This window comes from Streptomyces sp. NPDC015220 (assembly GCF_043079345.1).
GTDB lineage: Bacteria > Actinomycetota > Actinomycetes > Streptomycetales > Streptomycetaceae > Streptomyces.
This window is the reverse complement of sequence record NZ_JBIBUK010000009.1, coordinates 219990-241057: the sequence shown is the minus strand read 5'-3', so window position 1 is coordinate 241057 and position 21068 is coordinate 219990. Positions and strand designations below refer to the sequence as shown.

Below are 21068 nucleotides of genomic sequence, written 5' to 3'. Positions count from 1 at the left end.
CCCCCTCTAGAGACTGCTGAGCGCGCCCGTGCGGCGCACGGCCAGCAGGTAGAGCACGATGACGAGGACGGGGACCGTGCCGAGGGCGGCGGCCATGGGCAGGTTGAGCTCGATGTTCGAGTAGACGAGGTTGCCGATGAGCTGTGTCTTGCCGCCGACGATCTGCACGGTGATGTAGTCGCCGAGGCTGAGCGAGAAGGTGAAGACCGAGCCGGCGGCGACGGAGGGCAGCACCATGGGCAGCACGACCGACCGGAAGGTGCGCCCGGGCCTGGCGCCGAGGTCGGCGGAGGCGTCGAGCAGGTTGGCCGGCAGCCGCTCCAGCGCGGTGTGGACGGGCAGGATCATGTACGGCAGCCAGAGGTAGGTCAGCGTCAGGACGGCCGCGGGCAGTCCGAATCCCGGCCCGGCGAGCCCGAACGGTCTCAGCATCCAGTCGGCCGGTCCGCCCTGGGACAGGATCAGCCGCCAGGCGTACACCTTGACCAGGTAGCTCGCCCACAGCGGGGTGAGGATCGCCACCACGAGCAGCGGCCGCCACCGGGGCCGCGCGACACGGGCGGTCCAGTAGGCCAGCGGAAGGGCGACGAGCGCGCACAGCACGGTGACCGCCAGTGCCACGCCGATGCTGCGCACGACCACCTGGCGGTAGACGGGGGTGGTCAGCAGGGCGCGGAAGTTGTCCACCGACCAGACCCTGACGACCTCGGAGGTGAAGGAGTCGGTCGTCCAGAAGGCGGAGGCGAACAGCGCGGCCAGCGAGCCCAGGTAGAGCACGGTCAGCCACAGCAGCGGGGCGGTCAGCAGCAGGGCGAGTGAGAGCCGGGGCCTGCGGTGCAGCGCCCCGGCCGGCCGACGGGCGGCGCCCGGGGAGCCGGGCCCGCCGGGACGCGCGGCGGCGGTCGCGCTCAGCCCTTGATCTCGGTCCATGCCTCCACCCACTTCGCGTACGGCACGCACCTGACGTCCCTGCGGCCGTCCAGGCACTGCTGGATGGGCGTGTTCCAGAACGCGATCCGCTTCCAGTAGGCCGTGTCACCGGCGTGGTAGACGGCGCAGAAGTTCCGGTCCGCGGTCCGCGCGCACGCCTTCGCGTTGGCGGGCGCCTCGCCGAAGTACTCGGCGACCTGGGCGTTCACCTTCGGGGAGACGATCCAGTCCAGCCACTTGTAGGCGCAGTCGGGGTGCTTGGCCTTCGCGGAGACCATCCAGGTGTCGGACCAGCCGGTCGAGCCCTCCTTCGGTACGAACGCCTTGACGTGGGCTCCTTCGGAGGCGGCGAGGTTGGCGATGACCTGCCAGGTGGTGCCGATCACGGAGTCGCCGCTCTTGAAGGCGGAGACCTCCTTGAGGTAGTCGCTCCAGTACTCGCCGATGTCGGCGTTCTGCTTCTTCAGCAGGGCCACGGCGGCGTCGAACTGCTTCTGGTCCAGCGCGTACGGGTCCTTGATGCCCAGCTCGGGCCTGGTGGCCCGGAGGTAGAGCGCCGCGTCGGCGATGTAGATGGGCGAGTCGTAGGCGGTGACGTGTCCCTTGTGCGCCGCGGCGTCGTCGAAGACCGCGGACCAGGAGGTGGGGGCGGGCGTCACCTTCCTGGTGTCGTACATCAGCAGATTGGCGCCGCGGCCGTGCGGGATGCCGTAGGCCTTGCCGTCGACGGAGTTCCAGGCCTGCGTCTTCAGGTCGGGGAAGATGTCCTTGTAGTTCGGTACGAGATCGGTGTTGACCGGTGCGGCGTCGCCGGAGGCGATCAGCCGCAGGGAGGCGTCGCCGGAGGCGGACACGGCGTCGTACTCCCCCGTCTTCATCAGCTTGACCATCTCGTCCGAACTGGCCGCGACCTTGGAGCGGACCTGGCAGCCGGTCCGCTTCTCGAAACCGCTGACCCAGTCGGCCTCGGGGTCGTTGGAGCCGTCCTCCACGTAGCCGGCCCAGGCGATCAGGTCGACCTCGCCCTCGGGTGGGCCGAGGCTGGACCGCGCCTTGAGATCCGGGGGGTTGAGGCCGCCGGCGGTGGCGCCGCCCGCGTCGTCCGAGGATCCGCAGGCGGTGGCGGCCAGGAGCAGTGCGGCGGCTGCGGCCGACTTCAGGGTTCGGGTGAGGCGCACGGCGTGACTCCCAACGGGACGGGGGTGTTCAGCGGGCGTCGGGTAGCTGGACGGTGTGGCGGCGGTCCCAGGCCAGGCGCACCCGGGTGCCGCGGTAGGCGGCGACGTCCGCCGCGGACGTCTCCAGGTTCTGCTGGAGCGCGATGAGGCGGCCGCCGGCGTCGAGGTCGACCAGGAAGCGGGTGGTGTCGCCCAGGTAGACGACCTCGGCGACGGTGCCGGTGGCGGTGGCGTGCCCGTGGTCGTCGACGATCGCGTGCTCCTTGAGGACCCGGATCCTCTCCGGCCGGACGCTGTGCGCGCCGGCGGCGCCGAGCACGCGCCGGGCGGCCTCGCCGCGCAGCAGGTTGGAGGTGCCCACGAAGGAGGCGACGAAGGACGTCGCGGGGCGTTCGTAGATCTCCGCGGGGGTGCCGACCTGTTCGAGCCGGCCCTGCCGGAGGACGGCGATGCGGTCGCTGAGCGTCAGGGCCTCCTCCTGGTCGTGGGTGACCAGGACGAAGGTGATGCCGACCTCGCGCTGGAGCGCCTTGAGCTCGAGCTGCATCTGCTCGCGCAGCTTGAGGTCGAGGGCGCCGAGCGGCTCGTCGAGCAGCAGCAGCCGGGGGCGGCCGACGAGGGCGCGGGCGAGGGCGACCCGCTGACGCTGGCCGCCGGAGAGCCGGTCCGGGCGCCGTCCGCCGTACCCCTCGAGGCGGACCTCGGCGAGCGCCTTGCGGGCCCGCGCCAGCCGCTCCGCCTTGGGCACCTTGCGCACCTTGAGGGCGTAGGCGACGTTCTGCTCGACGGTCATGTGCGGGAAGAGGGCGTAGTCCTGGAAGACGGTGTGGACGTCCCGTTCGAAGGGAGCGAGGCCGGTGACCTCCTGGCCGGCCAGTTCGATCCGGCCCTCGGTGGGGGCCTCGAACCCGGCGACGAGCCGCAGCACGGTGGTCTTCCCCGAGCCGGACGGGCCGAGCATCGAGAAGAACTCCCCGTCCCGGATCTCCAGGTCCAGCCCGCCCACCGCGGTGGTCTCCCCGAACGTCTTGCGCAGGCCCTGCAGCCGGACCGCAATTCCCTCCATACGGGAACCTCTCTGGCGCTCGCCGACGTTGCAACGCTGAACGGAAAGATATGAAGTCATAGTTCAAAGCTCAAGACCGCCTGCGGGCGATGCCCGGGCCGGTCGGGCAGGGTGGTGGCCGTGAGGCAGCGACACGTCGGGAGCGGGGCCGGGGGCTCGGGCGCCCGCTGCACCGCCGGAGCGGACGGTACGGACGTCATCGGCGGAACGGACGTCATGGGGGCCCGGCCGTCATGACGGGCGGGAGCGGGGGCACGGGCGGCGCGGGTGACGCGGGCGGCGCGGGTGACGCGGGCGGCGCGGTCAGGACGCGCGGCTCACTCGGGGTGTACGGCGGGGGCGGCGCGCGCGGTGCGGGCGGCGCGCGCGGTGCGGGCGGTGCGGGCGGCGCCGGCGGGGAGGGCGGCGCGCGCGGTGCGGGCGGCGCCGGCGGGGAGGGCGGCGCGCGCGGTGCGGGCGGCGCCGGCGGGGAGGGGGCCGAACCGCGTCGGTCCGGTGCGCTGGGGGCGGTCTTCGCGCCGGTGGAGAGCCGGGCCCGGGTGGAGGCGGTCGTCCGCCGGATCGGCGACGCCATAGAGCTCGGCCTGCTCGCCGACGGAGAGCAGTTGCCCGGCGAGAGCCGGCTGGCCGGGCAGTTGGGCGTGTCCACGGTGACCCTGCGGGAGGCGCTGACGGTGCTGCGGCAGCAGGGGCTGGTCACCACCCGGCGCGGACGCGGCGGGGGCAGTTTCGTCGCCGTGCCCGAACCACCTGGCGTGGAGCGGCTGTTGAGCCGGCTGCGCGGCTGGAGCAGCCAGGAGCTGCGCGACCTCGGCGATCACTGGGCCGCGCTGTCGGGCGCCGCGGCCCGGCTCGCGGCCGGCCGTACGGAGCCGGCGGACCTCGCTGACCTGCGGCGCTCGGTCGAGGAGTTGGCGGGGGCCGCGGAGGCCGCCGCGCGCGGCCGGGTCCATGGCCGGTTCCACGTGGAGCTCGCGGCGGCGGCGCGGTCCGCCCGGCTCGCCCGGGAGCAGGTCGCGCTCCAGACCGAGGTCGGCGCGCTGCTGTGTCTCGTGCTGGGGGACGACGAGTACCGCGAGGAAGTCGCGGAGCGGCAGCGCGCCGTCGTCCGCGCCGTGCGGGACGGGACGGCCGAATCGGCCCGTTCGCTGGCCGAGCGGTGCGTCGAGGAGTCGGCGGCGCGGCTCGTGGCCCTGCGGCTGACTCTCTAGTGCGGCGGCAGGCAGCGTTTGCCCGTCACGGAGCGGCGTACGGTGCGCCGCGAGGCGGAGCACCGCCCGCGTGCCTCTGGTGAACGCCCTCGGCCGGGTCGCCGCCTCGACCGGTCCGGCTCCTTCGGCCTGATCCCTCACCAGGGCAAGGGCTTCGCGTCGGCGCTGCGCGAGGCGGGCGCCGTCACGTCCGGCGGGTCGCGGCCGGCTCCGCGCGCGGGCGTGCCGCTGGTCCCGGTCCCGGCCGGGCCGTGAGCGGGGGGACCCGGCGCCGTCGGCGACCTGAACGCCGACGGTGCCGGGGCGTCAGGCCTCGCGCGCGGGCACCACGCTGAGGTGGCCGGCCGGGCGGCGGGCGCGGCGCGGCCGGTGCCGGGGGCGAGCGGGGCGGGGCGGCTCCCTCAGGACCAGGGTGAGCCGGGTGTAGCCCAGGTCCCGCAGGGTGGCCGGGGTCTCCTCGATGACCCGGCAGTCGGTGGCGCCCCAGCGCGGATCGGGGTGGAGCAGCGGGCGGACGGCGCCGTCGGAGATGGTGGCCGACGGGCCGACGGCGCGGATCCAGTGCGGCAGCCCCTGCCGGAAGGCGGCGTCCATGATCGGGTCCTGGGCGATGTCCCGGCGGATGGCCTGCACGCCGTGGTCGTGGCCCATGCGTTCCACGGTCACCGAGAACTGCGCCAGCATCGGCAGGCACCAGCGGGTCTCGTGGTCGCCGAGGACGGTGCCGGCGTCCGGGTGGAACAGGACGAAACGCAGGAAGTTCTCCTCGGGCATGGCGGTCGGATACTGACCGACGCCCTGGAAGAGCGAGGTGTAGGCGCCGTTGGTCAGGACGACGTCCCAGCGGTGGTCGATGACGAGAGAGGGAAAGGAGACGGCCTCCAGAAAGACGGCGTAGTCCTGTAGATAGGCCTGCGCCTCGGGACTGACGGGAACGGGCCGCGGCGCCGGCCGCTGCCCTCCTGCCTGAAATGCCATCGGGAGGTCACCCCTCTTGCCTCTGCGGCCTTCACGCGGCGCCTTGATCCTGCTGTTCGGACGCGACTGTGTCAACTATCGTGGCATTTCATGCCGGTTGACGGCTGGAATTAGCCACAGTTGTGGCGAGACCTGGATGTGAGTTCGAGCGACGGGCTACTCTCCGGGAAGTTCACGGCACCCCGCCCTGTGAGAACTCTGTGAGAGACGTAGGAGATCTGTCGGTGACGGATGGCATCGAGGATCCGGGTACCGTGGCTTCGGCTGTGCTGTCGGCGGTCGTCGCACGTGTCAGCACGCTCGCCGACCGGCTGGGCGTTCCCCAGTCGGAGGTCTTCGACGTCGGCCGCCTGTCGGTGGCCTGTGGCGTGCCGGAGCCCGTGATCAGGGCGTTGCTGAGCGGCCGGCCGGCGGGCGAACCGGATGTGCAGGCCCGCTTCCTGCAACGGCTGGACCTGCTGCGCCGTACCCGGCTCAAGCCCAACAGACGGCGCTACACCCAGCAGGAGATAGCCGACGGCGCGGGCATGTCGCGGCAGCAGGCCGGGGCCCTCATCAACGGCGACCGGCGCCCCACCATGGAGCACTGCGACGCCATCCAGCGGTTCTTCCGCGTGCACGCCGGCTTCCTCACCGCCGAGGACCCCGAGGCGCTCGCCGGCGCCCTGCAACGCACCGAGCAGGAACTGCTCCAACGGCTCGCGGACTCCGAGCGCGAGGCCGCCGCGGCCGCCGACGACCCGCTGGAGCGGCTGCTGCAGGACCACGGGGTGCGCGGGATCGCCTGGCGGGCCGCGCAACTGCCCACCGACCAGCACCGCGACAAGGTCGCGGAGTGGCTGGACATGCTTCTGGAGAGCGTCAAGCGGCCCGAGTCGTGATGCTGCGCAGGGGCGTGGGCATCGGGCGGGACATGCGCCGGCTGTGCGGCGCGCTGGTCGGCGAGCTGAACCTGACGGCGCCGGCCCGGCCGGACGATCTGTACGCCGCGCTGTGCGACGCGATGAGCAGGCGGCGCGAACGGCCGGTGCGGTTCCGTACGGCCGCCTTCCCGCCCGGGACCGCGAGCGGGCTGTGGCTCGACATGGCCGACCAGGACCTGGTGCTCGTCGAGGAACGCACCGCTCCCGACCACCAGTTGGTGATCCTGGGCCACGAGCTGTGGCACATGCGGGCGGGGCACGGGCGCCACCACGTCGACGGGGTCGCCGTCGCCGCGCGCCTGCTGGACGACCGCGCCGACCGCGCCGGTCTCCTCGCGGCCGTCCGCAGCGCGGCCGCGCGCAGCCGCTTCGACGTGGCCGAGGAGGAGGAAGCGGAGAGCTTCGGCCTGCTGCTCGCCAGCAAGTGCCGTACCTGGCTGGCCGGTTCGTCGCTGCGCGGACCGGTGCAGCGCGATCACCTGGCCGGGCGGATCGAGGCGTCGCTGGGCTACCTGGGCCGGCGGGTGGAAGCGGAAGCGGAAGCGGACCCGCTGCCCCGGAACCGGCCGTAGAGGCGGCGTTTTCCGCTCCGCCGAGCGGGCGAACCGGAACGGACGGCGGGGGCATTGTCAGTGGTGGGCGGCAAGCTGGGGGGACCGCGCCGTACGGGCAACCGGGCGCGTGACCGCGTGACGCCGAAACCGGGGAGAGCGACCATGCCGACCGCCGTACTGACCGACCACGAGCGCACCGCCGTCCAGGCCTACCTGCGGTTGCTGCACACCGTGCGCGCCACCTTCGACGGCCCGGCGACCGCCGGCCGGCCACCGCTCGTCCCGCCCTCCGTCCTCGCCGAGGCGGAACTGGCCCTGACCCGGGCCGGTCTCGCGGGCAACGAGGCGGCCTTCTTCGACCTCCTCGGCAACTGGTGCACGGAGCCCTGAGCCCCTGGAGCCCGGCCCGCCGGGCCGGGGCATCCGGCGCGGGGTGTCCGACCTGGCTATCCGGCGCGGGGGGTCCGACCTGGGTAACCGGCCCGGGGCCGCGCGCCCGCCCGGCGTCCCGTCCGAGGCCGCGTGTCTGCCCCACGTTCCCTCCGAGTCCGCGCGTCCGCTCCACTTGCCCTCCGGAGCCGCGGACCTGAGCAGGGGGGCGTGGGCCGGGACCAGGCGGGGACGGGGTGCCGCGCCGTGCGCCGCCCCGTGCCGGGCGGGCCCGGCGGCCGGCAGGCCGGGTCAGGCGTGCGGGACGGTCACCGCGGTGGCGACATGGCTTCCGGTGACGGTCCAGCGGCCCTCGAAGCCGCTGAGACGGCGGCCGCCGACCACGGGCCCGGGCACGAGCAGCGCGGCGCGGAACCCACCGAGCCGGGACGTGCCGGGGTCCGTGTGCACCTCGATGTCCGCCTCCTTGAAGTCGAGCCACTTCCCGGTCAGCGGGAACCACGCCTTGTACACGGACTCCTTGGCGCTGAACAGCAGCCGGTCCCAGTGGACTTCGGGGTGGAGCGCCGTCAGGTTCGCCAGGCGCCGGGCCTCGTCGGGCAGGGCGACGCTGGGCAGCACCCCGTCCGGAAGGGGGCCGTGCGGTTCGGCGTCGACACCGAGGGAGGCCAGGTCACCGGCCCGGACCAGAGCCGCGGCGCAGTAGCCGTCGCAGTGGGTCATGCTGCCGATCAGGCCCTCCGGCCAGCGCGGGGCCCCCCGCTCACCGGGGACGACGGCCTGCGGCTGGACGCCGAGCTTCTCCATGGCGCGGCGGGCACAGGCCCGTACGGCGGCGAACTCACGGCGGCGCTTGTCCACCGCACGCGCCACGCAGGCCAGTTCCTCGGGGTACAGCGGGGCGAGGCGGCGCGCTTCCTCGCCGTACGCCTCCACGGCCACCACCGAGTCCGGGAGCAGCTCATCGATCACCGGTTCAGTCCTCCGTGGGCAGGATCCGGCGCAGCCGGCCCGGAGGTCCCGGGCGTTTGCGCCACTCGCGGGGGTATCCCACCGAGACCTCCTCGAAGCGGACCCCCTCGTGCCAGGTGGTCCGGGGGATGTGGAGGTGTCCGTAGACCATGGCGGCCACGCGGAACCTGCGGTGCCAGTCGGCGGTCAGCCGGGTGCCGCACCACATCGCGAACTCGGGGTACCACAGCACGTCCATGGGGTGCCGGTCCAGCGGGTAGTGGTTGACGAGCACGGTGGGCAGGTCACCGGGCAGTTCGGCGAGTCTGCGCTCGGTCTCGGCGACCCGGGCCCGGCACCACGCCTCGCGGGTCGGGTACGGGTCGGGGTGCAGCAGGTGCTCGTCGTTGCAGACGATTCCGGTGCCGTGCGCGTAGGCCAGCCCCTCCTCCTTGGTGGCGCAGCCGGCCGGCAGGAACGAGTAGTCGTACAGCAGGAACAGCGGCGCCACGGCGACCGGGCCGCCGGGGCCGTCCCAGACCGGGTAGGGGTCCTCGGGCGTCACCACGTCCAGTTCGCGGCAGAGGTCGACCAGGTGCTCGTACCGGGCGACCCCGCGCAGTTCGACGGTGTCCCGCGGATGGGTCCACAGTTCGTGGTTGCCGGGCGCCCAGACGACCTTGCGGAAGCGGCCCGCCAGCGTCTTCAGCGCCCAGCGGATGTCGGCCACGGTCTCGGCGACGTCCCCGGCCACGATCAGCCAGTCGTCGTCCGACCCGGGTTCCATGCCCTCGACCAGCGCCCGGTTCTCGCGGTAGCCGATGTGCAGGTCGCTGACGGCCAGCAGCCGCCCGCCCCCGCCCGCTGTCCCCGTCACCGCTCTCCCTCTGTCCGTACCACACCGGTCGGGCACCACAAGAACACAGCCGCGCGCATCCGGACAAGGGGGTTCCCGGGCCACCGTTCCGGCCGCGTGGCCGAATCCGCGCGCCGTGCCTCACCCGGCCGAGGGACCCGCGACAGGCCGACCCACGGGCGTGGCAGGCCGGTCGGCGCCCGGCGGTCGACCAGACGGCGGTCAGCCGGTCAGCGGTCAGCCGGTCAGCGGTCGGCCGGTCGGACTCCCCACCGCGGAATCCTTCCCCGAGATTTTTTCCGTCAGGGGTGTATCAGGGCGGCCGCCCCCGACTCTCAAGGGTGGGGAAGCGGGGATCACGGGGGATCACGGGGGATCACGGGGGATCACGGGGGACGGGGGAGCACGGGGGACGGGGCGGTCGGCCGCTGTACGGGGGAGCGGCCGGCCGCCCCGGTGTGTTCTCCCTCGGCGTTCAGCCGAGGTACGCCAGACCGGGGTGGACCCGGGTGTACCCCTCGACCAGCCTGCGGGCCACGTTCACCGAGTCGACCAGCGGGTGCAGCGCGAAGGCCTTCACGGCCGTCGCGCGGGAGCCCGACTCGGCCGCGGCGAGCACCTCGCGCTCGACCGCCTTGACCGCGCAGACCAGTCCGGTGGCGTGGCCGGGCAGCGGGTCGACCGAGAAGGGGTGTGCGCCGCCCGCGTCGACCAGGCAGGGGACCTCGATGACGGCGTCGGCGTCCAGGGCCGAAAGGGTGCCGCGGTTGCGGACGTTGAGGATCAGCGTCGCGCGCTCGTCGCGGGCGATGGCCCGCATCAGGGCGAGGGCCACCTTCTCGTAGCCGCCCGAGAGGTCGTCGGCCTCCCGCTCCCCCGCCCCGGCCGCCTCGCGGTTCTCCGCCATGTAGGTGGCCTCCCGCTCGGCGCGGGTGCGCATCCAGGCCGCGAGCGCCGGAGCGTCCGGGTCGCGCAACTCCTCGTAGAACCGCGCCTGCTGGTCGCGCAGGAAGGCGCCCCTGGTCTTCTCGGCCCGCTGGTAGGCGTGTACGGCCTCGCGGTTGAAGTAGTAGTAGTGCAGGTACTCGTTGGGCACCGCGCCGAGCGACCGCAGCCACTCGGCGCCGAAGAGCCTGCCCTCCTCGAAGGACCCGAGCAGTTCGGGGTCGTCCAGCAGGCGCGGCAGTTGGTCGCGTCCGGCCACCCGCAGGCCGCGCACCCAGCCGAGGTGGTTGAGCCCGACGTAGTCGATCCACGCCTCCCGAGGGTCGGCGCCGAGCACGCGGGCGATGCGGCGGCCCAGGCCGACCGGCGAGTCGCAGATGCCGATGACCCGGTCGCCGAGGTGGCGGGACATGGCCTCGGTGACCAGTCCGGCCGGGTTGGTGAAGTTGATCAGCCAGGCGTCGGGCGCGAGACGGGCCACCCGCCGGGCGATGTCGACCGCGACGGGCACCGTGCGCAGACCGTAGGCGATGCCGCCCGCGCCGACGGTCTCCTGGCCGAGCACCCCTTCCTCCAGGGCCACCCGCTCGTCGTTCGCCCGCCCCTCCAGACCGCCCACCCGGATCGCGGAGAAGACGAAGTCGGCGCCGCTCAGCGCCTCGTCGAGATCGGTGGTCGCCCGCACCGCCGGAGCGTCGGGCACCCCGGCGGCCTGCTCGGCCAGCACTCGGGTCACCGCGGACAGCCGTCCGGTGTCGAGGTCGTGCAGCACGACCTCGGTGACCCGGCCCTCGGCGCGGTCGCCCAGCAGCGCCCCGTACACCAACGGCACCCGGAATCCGCCGCCGCCCAGAATGGTCAGCCTCACCCTCGCACCCTTCCCGCCACGCCTGCTGCGCCGGCCGTCGCCGGCTCGCCACGAACCCTACTCGTCGCCGGTGTCACGGCCCGCGAACCGCTCGCGGAACGGCGGGACTCCGGGGGAACGACGCGGGCCGGTGCCCGGACGCTTCGAGCCGGCGGGATCCGAACGAGCGGCCCCGGTGACCGGTCCGGACCGCCCGCCGCAAAGCCGTGCCCCGGCGGCCGCGCGCGTGGTTCGATGCGAACCCATCCTCTCCTCGTGGACACGGCAGGTACTGATGAGACGTCAACTGTTCGTCCTGGCCGCTCTGTCGGCGGCGGTCACCCTCGGCGCGGCCACCTCCGCCGCGGCCGCCGGCCCGCTCTGGCAGGAGTCCGGCACCGCGTACACCGACTCGCTGACCGGTGGGCAGGGGCTCGCCAGCCGCGCGGACGGCTCGCTGTTGCACCGGGGGCTCGCCTCGATCCCGCTGAGCCTGCGGGTCAAGGGCTGGAACCACATAGGCGACCCGGACATCGCGCGGGGTCACGTCTTCGACGCGTACCAGGGCGCGGACACGGCGACGTCCAAGATGTTCGCGGTGACCACCCCGGACGGGAAGCGCTACGAGTACGTCCACCCGCTCGACGCGGGCGAGAAGGTGAACAACTCCTTCGCCGCCGTCTCACCGGACGCCCAATGGCTGGTGTCGGGCGAGTGGGGCGACCAGAACCGGCTCCAGGTCTTCCCCGCTCCGCTGCTCAACCCGGCCACCCCGCCCACCGGCGGCTCACTGCCGCAGGCACCCCAGATCACCCTGGACAAGCCCGTGCGCGACATCCAGGGCTGCGACTTCGTCGACGACACCCGGCTGCTGTGCGCGTCGAACGACGGCTCGAAGGCGCTCTTCCCCGAGGACCGGCCGCTGCTCCAGGTGGACCTGGCCCACAAGCTGGACGGCGGCCCGGTCGCCGGGCACGTGTCCAGCCTGTTCGCGCTGCCCCAGCGCAGCGTGTGCTCCGGGACGTTCGAGGCGGAGGGCGTGGACTACGACGCGGCACGCGGCACGCTGCGCGCCGAGGTCGTCGCACCGGGCGTGTGCGAGGTCACGACGACCGTCTACTCGTACCGGCAGCGGTAGGACCACGACGGCTTCCGCCGCACGCGGACGGAAGCGGACGGCGGTGGAAGCGGACACCGGGCGCCGGACCACGACCACGGACCGGCGCCCCACCGCCCCGCCCACCGCCATCGCCGCCGCCGCCATCACCGTCGCCGTCGCCGTCGCCGTCGCCGTCGCAACGGGACCCTCGCTGATCGGCCCACCGCGACGGCGCCGCCCGGCCTGACGGACCACGCCGCGGCCACGCGGCGGCCGGGTAAGAGGCCCGCCCCGCCCCAGCCCCTCCCCCACGCGGGCGGCAGACCGCGCATGACCGGCCGGGTCCCTCCGTTCCCCTCCCTCCACCGCCGGGACAACTCGGATTTCTCCGGCTTCATCAGCTGAACTCGCGTACGGGCCAAGCACTTTCCTCGCTTCAAGTCTTGACGACCCGGGCGGCCGGGAGCACATTCTCAGGCGCACCCACCGCTTGAGAGCGCTCTCACAGTTCTCCTCGGAACCCCGGAAGCCCCGGAACCCCAGGGCCTCCGGAACCCCCCACACCCCTCCCACCCCTCCCCACCGCTCCGTACCCGAGAGGCACCCCCCATGAGCGAACCCTCCGGCATACCCCTCGGCATGTCCTCCGACGTGCCCTCCGGCCCGCCCGCGGGCAGATCCGTCGGCGCTCGGCACGGACGGCGTTCCGTGCGGCGGGCACTCGTCGCGGTGCTCGGCACGCTCGGTCTGGCGGCGGCGGCCGCGACCGTCGCGACGCCGTCCGCGAACGCCTCCGCGCCCGCTCCCCCGTCCGGCTGGACCCAGGTCTTCCTCGACGACTTCAACGGCGCCGCCGGATCCGGCGTCAACACGGCGAACTGGCAGTACGACACGGGCACGTCGTATCCGGGCGGGGCCGCCAACTGGGGCACCGGTGAGGTCGAGACGATGACCTCCGCCACCGGCAACGTCTCGCTCGACGGCAACGGCGACCTGCTCATCACCCCGCGCCGGGACGCCTCCGGTCACTGGACCTCGGGCCGGATCGAGACCACCCGCACCGACTTCCAGCCCCCGGCGGGCGGCAAACTGCGCGTGCAGGCGCGGATCCAGCTCCCGAACGTCACCGGCGCCGCGGCGAAGGGCTACTGGCCCGCCTTCTGGATGCTGGGCTCGCCCTACCGGGGCAACTACCAGAACTGGCCGGCCGTCGGCGAGCTGGACGTCATGGAGAACGTGCAGGGCCTCAACACCGACTGGGCCACGATGCACTGCGGCACCAACCCGGGCGGCCCCTGCAACGAGACCTCCGGCATCGGCGGTACGACCCCCTGTGCCGGAGCCACCTGCCAGGCCGGGTTCCACACCTACGCGATGGAGTGGGACAGGTCCACCAGCCCCGAGGAGATCCGCTTCTACCTCGACGGCGTCAATTTCCACACGGTCAGGGCCAGTCAGGTCGACGCCACGACCTGGGCCAACGCCACGAACCACGGTTACTTCGTCATCCTGAACGTGGCCATGGGCGGCGGCTTCCCCGGCGCGTTCGGCGGCGGTCCGGACAGCGGCACCGAGCCCGGCCACCCGATGGTGGTGGACTATGTGCAGGTGCTCCGCTCCGCCGGCAGCGGCGGCGGCACCACTCCCCCGCCGACCGGCGGCCGCGACGCCTACGGCCCCGTGCAGGCCGAGTCCTACGACGGCCAGAGCGGTGTGATCACCGAGTCGACCACCGACAGCGGCGGCGGGCGGGACATCGGGGCGATCGCCAACGGCGACTGGGCGCTCTACAAGGGCGTCGACTTCGGCTCCACGCCCGCCAAGCAGTTCTACGGCCGGGTCGCGAGCGGGGCGGCGGCCGGCGTCAGCGGGCTGGTCGAGGTGCGCCTGGACAGCCGGAGCAACGCGCCCGTCGGCAGCTTCGCGCTGGCCGGCACGGGCGGCTGGCAGTCATGGCGCACCGTGCCCGCGAACATCTCCCCGGTCACCGGCACCCACGACGTCTACCTCACCTTCACCAGCGGCCAGCCGGCCGACTTCGTGAACGTCAACTGGTTCGACTTCGGCCACTGATACCCGTGCCCGGGCAGGGCGCGCGGGGGCTCCACGCGACTCGCGTGGAGCCCCCGCGCGTTCACCGCAGCTCCGCCCGGAACGTCACCGGCGCCTGCCCCGTGTGGAGCTGGAAGAACTTGGAGAAGTTGGCCGCGTCGGGGAAGCCGACGGCCACGCCGACCCGGCCGATCGGCAGTTCGGTGTGGGCGAGCAGGCGTTTGGCCTCCAGCACGACCCGTTTGTCGATGAAGCCCTTGGGGGTCTCGCCGGTGGCGGCGCGGACCGCGCGGACGAGGGTGCGGCGGGAGTAGCCGAGGGCGTCGGCGTAGGCGCTGACGCTGTGGTTGGTGGTGAACCCCTGCTCGACCGCGTCGCGGAACAGGGTGAAGGTGGTGTCGTCCTGCCGGCGGGCCGCCTCGGCCGAGCTGGCCGCGAGGTGGGCGAGGCGCAGCAGGAACGCGGTGAGCGAGTGGCGCAGCACCGCGGTGTGCAGGCTCAGCGGGAGGGTGTCGGTGTCCTCGTACTCCCGGCGGAGCTGGGCGAGCGCCGACTCGAGCGCCGAGCGCTGGGCCTCGTCGGGGTGGAGCAGGGGCGGCAGGTCGTAGCGGTACAGGCCGGCCGCCTCGACCGTGGCCCGGGGCAGGAAGCCGGGTTGCATGGTCAGCACGGTTCCGCGGTACTCGTCGGTGCGGGAGAAGCGATGGACCTGTCCGGGGCGGACCCACAGCACGTCGCCGGCCGCGGCCTCGAACTCGGCGAAGTCGACCATGTGCCGTACGGGGCCGTCGCTGAAGAGCATGACCACGTGGAAGTCGATGCGGTGGACGCGATGCAGAGGAGCCTCGGCGTGCCAGGTGCGCTCGCTGCCCATCGGGCCGATCTGGAGCCCGACGCCGCCGAGGCTGAGGTCGACCGGGAAGGGGAAGGTCCTGATCCCCTCGCCGCCGTCGTCCCGGGCGCCGTGCGCTCCCCGGGTGATCGCGTCCGCCATGTCCGTTCCGTACCACCTTGATCGCCCGCCGGGCGATCTCGTCCGTCGGGGGTGTCCCATTTTCACCACAGGCTGACACACACAGACCTTCCCGCGAAAAAGTCAGACTTTTAAGTTCGAACACGTCCGACAGCAATCCCGCTTCTTCCGAGGACTTCTTGAAGATGAGCGAGCAGACAACCGACCGCTTCGAGTGGACCGACCTCGACCGGCGTGCCGTCGACACCGCCCGCCTGCTGGCGGCCGATGCCGTGCAGAAGGTGGGCAACGGCCACCCCGGCACCGCGATGAGCCTGGCCCCGGCGGCGTACACGATCTTTCAAAAGGTGATGCGTCACGATCCGGCCGATCCCGAGTGGACGGGCCGTGACCGTTTCGTGCTCTCCCCCGGGCACACGTCGCTCACCCTCTACACGCAGCTCTACCTGGCCGGCTACGAACTGGAGCTGGACGACCTCAAGGCGTTCCGCACCTACGGTTCGAAGACGCCCGGGCACCCCGAGTACGGGCACACCGCGGGCGTGGAGTCCACGACCGGCCCGCTCGGCCAGGGTGTCGCGATGGCCGTGGGCATGGCGATGGCCGCCCGCTACGAGCGCGGCCTGTTCGACCCGGACGCGCCCGAGGGCGAGTCCCCCTTCGACCACACCATCTGGGCGATCGTCTCCGACGGCGACCTGGAGGAGGGCGTCTCCGCCGAGGCCTCCTCGCTCGCCGGCCACCAGCGGCTCGGCAACCTGGTCTTCCTCTACGACGACAACCACATCTCCATCGAGGGCGACACCGCCACCGCCTTCTCCGAGGACGTGCTGAAGCGCTACGAGGCCTACGGCTGGCACACCCAGCGCGTGGAGCCGACGCGGGACGGCGACATCGACGTGCCCGCCCTGTACACGGCGCTGACGGCGGCGAAGGCCGAGACCGGCCGCCCCTCGATCATCGCGATGCGCACGATCATCGCCTGGCCGGCCCCGAACGCCCGGAACACCGAGGCGGCGCACGGCTCGGCGCTGGGCGAGGACGAGATCGCCGCCACCAAGCGCCTCCTGGGCTTCGACCCGGAGCGGTCCTTCCAGGTGGACGAGGACGTCCTCGCCCACACCCGGCAGGCCCTGGACCGGGGCGCCGAGGCGCACGCGGCCTGGGACAAGCGGCTCGACAAGTGGCGCGGGGCCCAGCCGGAGCGCGCCGGGCTGCTCGACCGGATCGTGGCCGGGAAGCTGCCCGAGGGCTGGGAGGACTCGGTGCCGGTCTTCGAGGAGGGCAAGGCGGTCGCCACCCGTGCCGCATCCGGCAAGGTGCTCCAGGCGCTCGGCGCGGTGCTGCCCGAGCTGTGGGGCGGCTCCGCCGACCTGGCCGGCTCGAACAACACCACCATCGACAAGACGTCGTCCTTCCTGCCCGTCGGCAACCCGCTGCCGGGGGCCGACCCCTACGGGCGCACCGTCCACTTCGGCATCCGCGAGTTCTCCATGGCCGCGGAGCTGAACGGCATCGCCCTGCACGGCAACACCCGCGTCTACGGCGGCACCTTCCTGGTCTTCTCCGACTACATGCGCAACGCGGTGCGGCTGTCCGCGCTGATGCAGCTCCCGGTGACGTACGTGTGGACGCACGACTCCATCGGCCTCGGCGAGGACGGCCCCACCCACCAGCCGGTCGAGCACCTGGCCTCGCTGCGCGCCATCCCTGGGCTGAACCTGATCCGCCCGGCCGACGCCAACGAGACCGCGATCGCCTGGGCGGAGATCCTCAAGCGGCACTCCACCAACCCGGCCCCGCACGGTCTGGCCCTCACCCGCCAGGGCGTGCCGACGTACGCGCCGAACCCGGACGCGGCCAAGGGCGGCTACGTCCTCAAGGAGTCCTCCACCGGCGCCCCGGACGTCGTGCTCATCGCCACCGGCTCCGAGGTGCAGCTCGCCGTGGCCGCGCGGGAACGGCTGGAGGCCGAGGGGATCGGCACCCGCGTGGTGTCGATGCCGTCCGTGGAGTGGTTCGAGGAGCAGCCCCGCGAGTACCGCGAGCGCGTGCTGCCGCCCTCGGTGCGGGCGCGGGTCGCGGTCGAGGCCGGCATCGGACTGACCTGGTACCGCTACGTGGGTGACGCGGGACGCATCGTCTCCCTGGAACACTTCGGCGCCTCCGCCGACGCCGGGACCCTCTTCGCCGAGTACGGCTTCACCCCCGAGAACGTCGCCGCCGCGGCCCGCGAATCGCTGGCCGCAGCGCGCGCATGATGAGAACGCAACAAGGAAGATGATCACTGTGACCAAAGCAACCGCGACCGCCGGAGCGCTCCAGCGCCTGTCCGCGCAGGGCGTGTCGATCTGGCTGGACGACCTGTCGCGGCGGCGGATCGACTCGGGCAACCTGGCCGGTCTTCTCGAGAGCAAGCACGTGGTGGGTGTCACCACGAACCCGTCGATCTTCCAGGCCGCCATCGGCTCCGGCGAGGGCTACGAGGAGCAGCTCGCCGACCTGGCGGTGCGCGGCGTCACCGTCGACGAGGCGGTGCGCATGATGACCACCGCCGACGTGCGCGCCGCCGCCGACGTCCTGCGGCCGGTGTACGAGGCGAGCGGCGGCCGGGACGGCCGGGTCTCCATCGAGGTCGACCCGCGCCTCGCGCACGAGACGGTGGCGACCGTCGCCGAGGCGCGGCAGCTCGCCTGGCTGGTGGACCGCCCCAACGTGATGATCAAGATTCCGGCCACCCGCGCGGGCCTGCCGGCGATCACCGAGGTCGTCGGAGCGGGTATCAGTGTCAATGTGACGCTGATCTTCTCCCTGGAGCGCTACCGCGAGGTGATGGACGCCTACCTCGCCGGTCTGGAGAAGGCGCGTGCCGCGGGCCGTGACCTGTCGCTGATCCACTCGGTGGCCTCCTTCTTCGTCTCCCGGGTCGACTCCGAGATCGACAAGCGGCTGACCCTGCTGGGCGGCGAGGAGGCCCTGGCGCTGAAGGGCCGCGCGGCGCTGGCGAACGCACGGCTGGCGTACGAGGCGTACGAGCAGGTGTTCGGCTCCGCCGACGGCGCGCGGCCGGCCGGCGAGCGCTTCGCCGAGCTGGCGGGCGCCGGCGCGAACGCGCAGCGTCCGCTGTGGGCGTCGACCGGGGTGAAGGATCCGGCCTACAAGGACACCCTGTATGTGGACGAGCTGGTCGCGCCCGGCACGGTGAACACCATGCCGGAGGCCACGCTGAACGCCACCGCCGACCACGGCGACATCACCGGGGACACGGTGACCGGCGGCTACGAGCGGGCCCGCGCCGACCTGGCGGCGGTCGAGCGGCTGGGGATCTCCTACGACGAGGTCGTGCAGCAGCTCGAGGACGAGGGCGTCGCCAAGTTCGAGGCGGCCTGGCAGGACCTGCTGGACGCGGTCACGAAGTCCCTGAACAGCAAGGGAGTTGACGCGGAATGAGCAAGAAGCCCGCCGAACCGGCGACGCCGGACGCGGCGCAGAGCCCGTCGGTGGACGCCGCCGGGCGCCCGCAGGAGCCGGGCCCCAAGGCCATGCAGTCCGAGACCGCACCGGCCCCCGCCGAGCGGTCCGGACGGAAGCCGTCGAAGGATGCCCCGTCCGGGGCCGCCGCGGCCGGGACCGCGCCGTCCGACGTGCGCCTCCCGGTCGCTCCCGCCGCCGAATGGGCGAATCCGCTGCGCGACGACCGGGACCGCCGGCTGCCCAGGATCGCGGGCCCCTCCGGGCTCGTCATCTTCGGCGTCACCGGCGACCTGTCCCGCAAGAAGCTGATGCCCGCCGTCTACGACCTCGCCAACCGCGGTCTGCTGCCGCCGGGCTTCTCCCTGGTCGGGTTCGCCCGGCGCGACTGGGAGAACCAGGACTTCGCCCAGGTGGTGTACGAGGCGGTCAAGGAGCACTCCCGCACCCCGTTCCGCGAGGAGGTCTGGCAGCAGCTCACCGAGGGGATGCGGTTCATCCCCGGCGACTTCGACGACGACACCGCCTTCAAGCAGCTCAAGGAGGCCGTCGACGAGCTGGACGCCTCCCGGGGCACCGGCGGCAACTTCGCCTTCTACCTCTCGGTGCCGCCGAAGTTCTTCCCCAAGGTCGTGCAGCAGCTCAAGAAGCACGGGCTGGCGCAGGCCCAGCAGGGTTCGTGGCGACGCGCGGTGATCGAGAAGCCGTTCGGCCACGACCTGGACAGCGCCTGCGAGCTGAACCGGATCGTGCACGACGTGTTCGACCCGGAGCAGGTCTTCCGGATCGACCACTACCTGGGCAAGGAGACCGTCCAGAACATCCTGGCGCTGCGCTTCGCCAACCAGATGTACGAGCCGATCTGGAACCGGTCCTACGTCGACCACGTGCAGATCACCATGGCCGAGGACATCGGCATCGGCGGTCGCGCGGGCTACTACGACGGGATCGGCGCCGCCCGTGACGTCATCCAGAACCACCTGCTGCAGCTGATGGCGCTCACCGCGATGGAGGAGCCGATCGCCTTCGACGCGGAGGCGCTGCTCACCGAGAAGCTGAAGGTGCTGAAGTCGGTGCGGCTGCCCGAGGACCTGGGCGCCCACACGGTGCGCGGCCAGTACGCCGAGGGCTGGCAGGGCGGCGCCAAGGTGGTCGGCTACCTCCAGGAGGAGGGGATCGACCCGCACTCCAAGACCGACACCTTCGCGGCGGTCAAACTGGAGATCGACAACCGCCGCTGGGCCGGAATCCCGTTCTACCTGCGCACCGGCAAGCGGCTGGGCCGCCGGGTGACGGAGATCGCGGTGGTGTTCAAGCGGGCCCCGCACTCCCCGTTCGACTCCACGGCCACCGAGGAGCTGGGCGAGAACGCCGTGGTGATCCGGGTCCAGCCGGACGAGGGCATGACGGTCCGGTTCGGTTCCAAGGTGCCGGGCACCTCGATGGAGATCCGGGACGTGTCGATGGACTTCGCCTACGGCGAGTCCTTCACCGAGTCCAGCCCGGAGGCGTACGAGCGCCTCATCCTGGACGTGCTGCTCGGTGACGCCAACCTGTTCCCCCGGCACCAGGAAGTGGAAGAGTCCTGGAAGATCCTCGACCCGATCGAGGCCTACTGGGACGAGCACGGCAGGCCCGCCCAGTACCGGTCGGGGACATGGGGTCCGCGGGAAGCCGACGAGATGCTCGCACGAGACGGACGGAGCTGGCGCAGGCCATGAAGATCGACCTGACCGACACCACGGCAAGCAAGATCAACAAGGCGTTGGTCCAGGGCCGCAGGGCCATCGGCACGCCCGCCGTGGGCATGGTCCTGACGATGGTCATCGTCACGGACGAGGAGAACGCCTACGACTCGGTCAAGGCGGCCGAGGACGCCTCGCGCGAGCACCCCTCGCGCACCCTGGTCGTGATCAAGCGGCACGCGCGCACGCTGCGGGACCGCACCCACTCCCGGCTGGACGCGGAGGTCCGGGTCGGCTCCGAGGCCGGCACCGGCGAGACGGTGGTGCTGCGCACCTACGGCGAGGTCTCCGACCACGCCGACTCCGTGGTCCTGCCGCTGCTGCTCCCGGACGCGCCGGTCGTCGTCTGGTGGCCGGTGGACGCGCCGGCCAACCTGGCCGAGGACCCGCTGGGCGCGCTGGCCCAGCGCAGGATCACCGACCTGTACGCCTTCGACCGCCCGCTGGAGGTCCTGGAGTCGAGGGCGCGGCACTACGCGCCCGGCGACACCGACCTCGCCTGGACCCGGCTCACCCTGTGGCGCTCGATGCTCGCCGCCGCACTGGACCAGGCCCGGGTGAAGGTGACCTCGGCGGCCGTGGAGGCCGAGCCGGACAACCCGAGCGCCGAGCTGCTGGCCCGCTGGCTGGAGGCCCGGCTGGGCGTCACGGCCGACCGGGTCGGCAGCCCCGGACCGTTCGTGACGGCCGTCCGCCTCGGCACCGAGGCCGGCGAGATCGTCATCGACCGGCCCGAGGGCCCGCTGGCCACGCTGACCCTGCCGGGCCAGCCGTCGCGCACCCTCGCGCTGAAGGTCCGCCCCACCTCCGAACTGATCGCCGAGGAGCTGCGCCGCCTCGACGCCGACGAGATGTACGCCATCGCCCTGCGCGGCGACGGCATCAAGGAGACCGTCTGA

At 72.8% G+C, this 21068-nt stretch carries 19 protein-coding genes; 11 read left to right on the top strand and 8 right to left on the bottom strand.

The features are described from left to right. Positions 1-6 precede the first annotated feature (6 nt). From ACF061_RS20450 to ACF061_RS20440, 3 genes are read right to left on the bottom strand one after another with little or no spacing between them, the layout of a single operon-like run. Positions 7-930 carry an ABC transporter permease gene (locus tag ACF061_RS20450; protein WP_392268310.1) on the bottom strand — a complete coding sequence of 308 codons (924 nt, stop codon included), beginning with the start codon at positions 928-930 and terminating at the stop codon, positions 7-9. After that, positions 909-2108, bottom strand: coding sequence for an ABC transporter substrate-binding protein (locus ACF061_RS20445; RefSeq protein WP_392268309.1), 1200 nt, complete (start codon positions 2106-2108; stop codon positions 909-911). Before ACF061_RS20445 ends, ACF061_RS20450 begins: the two co-directional genes overlap by 22 nt. 28 nt (positions 2109-2136) lie before the next feature. After that, positions 2137-3174, bottom strand: coding sequence for an ABC transporter ATP-binding protein (locus ACF061_RS20440; protein ID WP_392268308.1), 1038 nt, complete (start codon positions 3172-3174; stop codon positions 2137-2139). 500 nt (positions 3175-3674) lie between these two features. Here ACF061_RS20440 and ACF061_RS20435 point away from each other — a divergent pair, with 500 nt between their 5' ends. After that, positions 3675-4385 (top strand): FadR/GntR family transcriptional regulator, encoded by a 711-nt coding sequence (locus ACF061_RS20435; protein ID WP_392268370.1) that lies wholly within the window; start codon positions 3675-3677, stop codon positions 4383-4385. Positions 4386-4691: 306 nt separating this feature from the next. On the opposite strand, the gene ACF061_RS20430 is transcribed toward ACF061_RS20435, so the two are convergent. Further along, the gene (locus ACF061_RS20430; RefSeq protein ID WP_392268307.1) at positions 4692-5363 is read right to left on the bottom strand and encodes a hypothetical protein; all 672 of its coding nucleotides are present in this window, start codon (positions 5361-5363) and stop codon (positions 4692-4694) included. 224 nt (positions 5364-5587) lie between these two features. Between ACF061_RS20430 and ACF061_RS20425 the strand changes: the two genes are divergently transcribed. The 3 genes from ACF061_RS20425 (at position 5588) to ACF061_RS20415 (ending at position 7230) form a co-directional block, all read left to right on the top strand. Beyond that, complete coding sequence (locus tag ACF061_RS20425) at positions 5588-6244, top strand: helix-turn-helix domain-containing protein (RefSeq protein ID WP_392268306.1); 657 nt, start codon at positions 5588-5590, stop codon at positions 6242-6244. Positions 6245-6276: 32 nt separating this feature from the next. Further along, on the top strand, positions 6277-6858 hold the full coding sequence (locus ACF061_RS20420) for a toxin-antitoxin system, toxin component (protein ID WP_392268369.1): 582 nt from the start codon (positions 6277-6279) through the stop codon (positions 6856-6858). 144 nt (positions 6859-7002) lie between these two features. Then, positions 7003-7230 carry a hypothetical protein gene (locus tag ACF061_RS20415; RefSeq protein WP_392268305.1) on the top strand — a complete coding sequence of 76 codons (228 nt, stop codon included), beginning with the start codon at positions 7003-7005 and terminating at the stop codon, positions 7228-7230. 291 nt (positions 7231-7521) lie between these two features. Here ACF061_RS20415 and ACF061_RS20410 read toward each other — a convergent pair whose 3' ends face one another. The 3 genes from ACF061_RS20410 to ACF061_RS20400 form a co-directional block, all read right to left on the bottom strand. Beyond that, positions 7522-8202 carry a 4'-phosphopantetheinyl transferase gene (locus ACF061_RS20410; RefSeq protein WP_392268304.1) on the bottom strand — a complete coding sequence of 227 codons (681 nt, stop codon included), beginning with the start codon at positions 8200-8202 and terminating at the stop codon, positions 7522-7524. 4 nt (positions 8203-8206) lie between these two features. Beyond that, on the bottom strand, positions 8207-9058 hold the full coding sequence (locus tag ACF061_RS20405) for a metallophosphoesterase family protein (protein ID WP_392268303.1): 852 nt from the start codon (positions 9056-9058) through the stop codon (positions 8207-8209). Between the two features lie 454 nt (positions 9059-9512). Continuing rightward, the gene (locus ACF061_RS20400) at positions 9513-10850 is read right to left on the bottom strand and encodes a 6-phospho-beta-glucosidase (RefSeq protein WP_392268302.1); all 1338 of its coding nucleotides are present in this window, start codon (positions 10848-10850) and stop codon (positions 9513-9515) included. A 274-nt stretch (positions 10851-11124) separates the two neighbouring features. Between ACF061_RS20400 and ACF061_RS20395 the strand changes: the two genes are divergently transcribed. The 3 genes from ACF061_RS20395 to ACF061_RS20385 all read left to right on the top strand — a co-directional run bounded on the left by ACF061_RS20395 (position 11125) and on the right by ACF061_RS20385 (position 14001). Beyond that, positions 11125-11967: a hypothetical protein gene (locus ACF061_RS20395; protein WP_392268301.1), complete on the top strand. Its 843-nt coding sequence runs from the start codon at positions 11125-11127 to the stop codon at positions 11965-11967. 43 nt (positions 11968-12010) lie between these two features. Then, positions 12011-12175, top strand: a complete 165-nt coding sequence (locus tag ACF061_RS20390) for a hypothetical protein (protein WP_392268300.1) — start codon at positions 12011-12013, stop codon at positions 12173-12175. A 392-nt stretch (positions 12176-12567) separates the two neighbouring features. Then, positions 12568-14001: a glycoside hydrolase family 16 protein gene (locus tag ACF061_RS20385; RefSeq protein WP_392268368.1), complete on the top strand. Its 1434-nt coding sequence runs from the start codon at positions 12568-12570 to the stop codon at positions 13999-14001. 61 nt (positions 14002-14062) lie between these two features. On the opposite strand, the gene ACF061_RS20380 is transcribed toward ACF061_RS20385, so the two are convergent. Continuing rightward, positions 14063-14974 (bottom strand): helix-turn-helix domain-containing protein, encoded by a 912-nt coding sequence (locus ACF061_RS20380; protein ID WP_392268299.1) that lies wholly within the window; start codon positions 14972-14974, stop codon positions 14063-14065. 164 nt (positions 14975-15138) lie between these two features. On the opposite strand from ACF061_RS20380, the gene tkt reads away from it, so the two are divergent. Genes tkt through opcA form a run of 4 tightly spaced genes read left to right on the top strand, consistent with a single transcriptional unit; the run spans position 15139 to position 21068 of the window. After that, positions 15139-17214, top strand: a complete 2076-nt coding sequence (gene tkt / locus ACF061_RS20375) for a transketolase (protein ID WP_392268298.1) — start codon at positions 15139-15141, stop codon at positions 17212-17214. A 19-nt stretch (positions 17215-17233) separates the two neighbouring features. Further along, positions 17234-18403: a transaldolase gene (gene tal / locus ACF061_RS20370; protein WP_392268297.1), complete on the top strand. Its 1170-nt coding sequence runs from the start codon at positions 17234-17236 to the stop codon at positions 18401-18403. Beyond that, positions 18400-20145 (top strand): glucose-6-phosphate dehydrogenase, encoded by a 1746-nt coding sequence (gene zwf, locus ACF061_RS20365; RefSeq protein ID WP_392268296.1) that lies wholly within the window; start codon positions 18400-18402, stop codon positions 20143-20145. The genes tal and zwf overlap by 4 nt, the downstream gene beginning before the upstream one ends. Continuing rightward, positions 20142-21068, top strand: coding sequence for a glucose-6-phosphate dehydrogenase assembly protein OpcA (opcA, locus tag ACF061_RS20360; protein ID WP_392268295.1), 927 nt, complete (start codon positions 20142-20144; stop codon positions 21066-21068). Before zwf ends, opcA begins: the two co-directional genes overlap by 4 nt.

Coding starts and splice junctions, on each gene's coding strand:
- ACF061_RS20450 (WP_392268310.1), bottom strand. CDS start 930: ATGGACCGAGATCAAGGGCTGAGCGCGACCGCCGCCGCGCGTCCCGGC.
- zwf (WP_392268296.1), top strand. CDS start 18,400: ATGAGCAAGAAGCCCGCCGAACCGGCGACGCCGGACGCGGCGCAGAGC.
- ACF061_RS20385 (WP_392268368.1), top strand. CDS start 12,568: ATGTCCTCCGACGTGCCCTCCGGCCCGCCCGCGGGCAGATCCGTCGGC.
- ACF061_RS20395 (WP_392268301.1), top strand. CDS start 11,125: ATGAGACGTCAACTGTTCGTCCTGGCCGCTCTGTCGGCGGCGGTCACC.
- ACF061_RS20415 (WP_392268305.1), top strand. CDS start 7,003: ATGCCGACCGCCGTACTGACCGACCACGAGCGCACCGCCGTCCAGGCC.
- ACF061_RS20440 (WP_392268308.1), bottom strand. CDS start 3,174: ATGGAGGGAATTGCGGTCCGGCTGCAGGGCCTGCGCAAGACGTTCGGG.
- ACF061_RS20380 (WP_392268299.1), bottom strand. CDS start 14,974: ATGGCGGACGCGATCACCCGGGGAGCGCACGGCGCCCGGGACGACGGC.
- ACF061_RS20420 (WP_392268369.1), top strand. CDS start 6,277: ATGCGCCGGCTGTGCGGCGCGCTGGTCGGCGAGCTGAACCTGACGGCG.
- tal (WP_392268297.1), top strand. CDS start 17,234: ATGATCACTGTGACCAAAGCAACCGCGACCGCCGGAGCGCTCCAGCGC.
- ACF061_RS20430 (WP_392268307.1), bottom strand. CDS start 5,363: ATGGCATTTCAGGCAGGAGGGCAGCGGCCGGCGCCGCGGCCCGTTCCC.
- opcA (WP_392268295.1), top strand. CDS start 20,142: ATGAAGATCGACCTGACCGACACCACGGCAAGCAAGATCAACAAGGCG.
- tkt (WP_392268298.1), top strand. CDS start 15,139: ATGAGCGAGCAGACAACCGACCGCTTCGAGTGGACCGACCTCGACCGG.